This is a genomic window from Arthrobacter psychrochitiniphilus, from assembly GCF_003185915.1.
Classification (GTDB): domain Bacteria; phylum Actinomycetota; class Actinomycetes; order Actinomycetales; family Micrococcaceae; genus Specibacter; species Specibacter psychrochitiniphilus.
The window spans coordinates 1-3370 of sequence record NZ_QHLZ01000024.1 but is presented as its reverse complement, the minus strand read 5'-3'; the positions used below and the strand labels follow the sequence as shown (position 1 = coordinate 3370).

At 59.3% G+C, this 3370-nt stretch carries 3 protein-coding genes; all 3 read right to left on the bottom strand.

Annotated features, from left to right (window positions below; translation table 11 throughout):
• Positions 1-88: 88 nt before the first annotated feature.
• From CVS29_RS18025 to CVS29_RS18015, 3 genes are read right to left on the bottom strand one after another with little or no spacing between them, the layout of a single operon-like run.
• Complete coding sequence (locus CVS29_RS18025) at positions 89-1078, bottom strand: tyrosine-type recombinase/integrase (protein WP_110107976.1); 990 nt, start codon at positions 1076-1078, stop codon at positions 89-91.
• Positions 1075-1968: a tyrosine-type recombinase/integrase gene (locus CVS29_RS18020; RefSeq protein ID WP_245932332.1), complete on the bottom strand. Its 894-nt coding sequence runs from the start codon at positions 1966-1968 to the stop codon at positions 1075-1077. The genes CVS29_RS18025 and CVS29_RS18020 overlap by 4 nt, the downstream gene beginning before the upstream one ends.
• Before the next feature lie 35 nt (positions 1969-2003).
• Positions 2004-3137, bottom strand: coding sequence for a tyrosine-type recombinase/integrase (locus CVS29_RS18015; protein ID WP_211315181.1), 1134 nt, complete (start codon positions 3135-3137; stop codon positions 2004-2006).
• Between the last annotated feature and the right edge of the window lie 233 nt (positions 3138-3370).

Sequence of the window (3370 nt, the reverse complement as noted above, 5' to 3'; positions counted from 1 at the left end):
GATGTCCTATGCCGACCTTTGGATTATGCCGATCTGGCCCGTGGTGCGCACGGGTCGAGTGGTATTGAGGCCTAGAAGGTCGGCATAGTTAGAGGGATGTGAGCCACGCCAGGATGTCGGGTTCGGGCTGGTAGGTGCCGGCGGTAACTCCTGGTGGGCGGGTTCGGTCTATTGCGGCTTGTTTCATGGCCATGTCAGCGTGGAGGTAGGCGTCTGTGCTGTGGGTGTCGGAGTGTCCGAGCCAGAGCGCTATGACAGCGACGTCAACACCGGCGATGAGTAAATTCATCGCCGTTGTGTGCCGCAGGGTGTGCATGGTGACGTGTTTGGCGGCAAGGCTGGGACAGGTGGTTTTCGCGGCAATGAGGTGTTTTGCCAGGCGATGCTCGAGCGCGTCACGTGAGATTGGGAGCCCGTGCGGTCCGCAGAACAATGCGGTTCCAGGGTGGTTACCGCGTTCGGTGAGGTAGCTGTTCATCGTGGTCACGGTGCTCTTGGTCAGAGGGGTGATGCGTTGGCGCCGTCCTTTGCCGGTGCAGGCGATGTGTGCTCCAGTACCGAGGTTGATGTCATCAAACGTCAGCGAGCAGATCTCACTGATACGAAGTCCTGTTTGGATCGTGAGGGCCAGGAGCGCGTGGTCGCGGCGGCCGGTCCATGTCTGCTGATCGGGCGCTGCCAGCAGTGCATCGGTTTCAACGGGGGTGAGGAACTCGACGAGGGGTCTAGTCGTGCGGCGGGGTGGGATCGCGAGGACTTGAACGATGGTTCCGGCGTGTTCTGGGTGGTCTGGAAGTGCCCGGCCGAGCACGGCGCGGATCGCTGTCAAACGAGTATTGCGAGTCTTGGCGCTGTTGCCCCGGTCTTGCTCGAGGTGATCGAGAAAGCCGGTGACGTTGGGTGCAGTCACGACATCGAAATCGAGTGCGTCGGCGCGAATTCTGAGTGTCATGCTCAGGTATTTCAGCAGCATCCGCCACGTATCACGGTAAGAAGTGATGGTGTTCGCGGAAAGATCGCGCTGGGTGTGGGCGAAGGTTGTGAAGTAGATTTGCAGGCTGGTGGCCAGGGCATTCATGATGTTTCTCTTTCGGTGTCAGGTTCGAGCATGCCTGCGGCCAAGGACATCAGTTCCCCGGTCGCTGTCAGGTACCAATAGGTGTGGGCGGCATCGGTGTGTCCCAGCCAGGTTGCCAGCAGAGACAGAACCCGGTCGGGGTCCTTATGATGGGCGTAAGCGACGGTCATGTGCGCGGTCGTGAAGGTGTGCCTCAGATCGTGCAGTCGCGGGCGCGCCCGGCCTCGCGGGGTGAGTCCGGCAGCTTCCCGTGCTCGTTTGAACAAGGCAAAGAAGGAGATGTATGCATATCCGGTTCCTTTGGAGGTGACGAAGATCGGGCCGTGTGGGTCCGGATGTGTGGCCATCCTCGCAGGCAAGGTGAGGTAGCCAGCAAGCGCTGCGATAGTCGAGGCATGAATGGGCACGAGTCGTTCCTGAGACTTCGCGGGCTTGATCACCAGCACCTCGTTGTCAAAATCAATGTCATCCACTCTCAAGTTGAGTGCTTCACTGATCCGCAGGCCAGTACAGATGAGAAGCCCAATGACAGTGCGCACGGTCGCAGTGACACGCGGGTTCGCGAATGTGGAATCGCAGGCGGTGAGCAACGCGTCGATATCGTCTTGGCTGTAGATGAACGGCACTGCTCGTGGTTTCTTGGCTGCCAACAGCCCCTTGGGGATGATCGGGACATCAATACCGGTGGCGTTTAGATAGGCGGCGAAACGGCGAACCAGGGATAATCGCGTTGCCCACCACGAAGGGTGCGCATCGGGATTGAGTCGAGCCCACGTTACCGCGTCGTCGATGGTGAAGGTTTGAGCCTGTCCTTGTCCTTCTAACCAGGTACAGAACAGTCCCACCTGCCGTTCGATGTCATTGAGCTGGAACCCGAGCAATCTACGCATCCTCAAATATTCCTCCAAGCGGTCCCGCAGCGTGATCATCGCGGTACCTGCCCAAACGGGACAACCAGCTCACGCAGTGAAGTCAGGTCGACCTTCGCATACGCCATCGTGGTGAGCGTGTAGCGGTGACCGAGGAGTTCTTTCGCTTCGGCCAAGGAACCTCCTGCAGCCAGAACGTCCATCGCGGCAGTATGCCGGAGCCGGTGAGCGTAAATCTGTCGCAGCCCCGCCAGACCAGAGATTCGGGCAACGATTCCAGAGATCGCTGAGGGCGTCATCATATGGCGTGGCGCCCTCGTCCGTACGAACACTGCCCGGTCCAAGGCGACCGGTCGTAACTTCAACCAACTTGTCAACGCCTGACCCACGTCCACGGGTATCGGCAGTATGAGTTCCCGGCCCTTCCCGGTGACTTTGAGTTGTCCGTTCGCCCAGTCGATATCGTCAAGACTCAAACGGGCAGCTTCACCGGCACGTAACCCCAGCCGTACCAAGAGCATGATTACCGCAAGGTCCCTGGCCCCGATTGCCGTGCCTGGATCGCACGCGGCGAGCAAAGCCGCAACTTGCTCGGAATTCACCCCACGCGGCAGCCCGCGCGAGGTCCCTTTCGGTTTGAGGATCCCCGCGCTCAGATCACGTTCGAGACGTCCGGTACTCAATGCCCACCGCAGCAGGCAACGGACCGCATCAACGATGTGAGCGCGCGTCACCACGCCATACCGGTGACCACGCTCAGCGATGTATCCGTTGAGCACTTGCGCATCCAGCCGAGGCCATTGCACGCTCCCGTTTGCCACCACCAGATCTAAGACCTCGGCAGCGTAATAGCAACACGCAGCAATAGATTTCTCAGTCAAACCACGCTGGTCACGCATCCATAAACACCACTGCGCGACCTCAACCTGTGTTGGCGTGGCCGGACCGCTATCGGCCCCAGCCACGGTCAGGTAGCCGGCATCAATCAAGAATCTACGCAATGCGCCCATCGAGCTCTTCACCGTGACACACACGAACTCGCGTGAGTTTTCCGCAGCAACGAACCGAGCCAGCAAGTCCTCGTCAATAGCGCCCACCCCGACACCTGCCCCCTGCATCCAGAGGCTCAGACGTGCTGCCAGATTCACTATCCCGGCCGCTGACTGTCGCGAATACCCTCGCTCAGACAACGATTTCCTACACTCATCCAGTACTACTGGTGCCAATGGGCCTACCGGCACCCGAGGAATCCGTTCCGCATGCGGTCGGGCCGTCAACGATCTCTTCGTCACGAACCTCACCTCCAAACATCTAGTGTTTGAAGCATGGTCCCAACTATGCCGACCTTCTAGACTTCAGTACCGCCCCATCCCAGCACATCAAGGGATAGATCGGCATAATCCAAAGGTCGGCATAGGACATA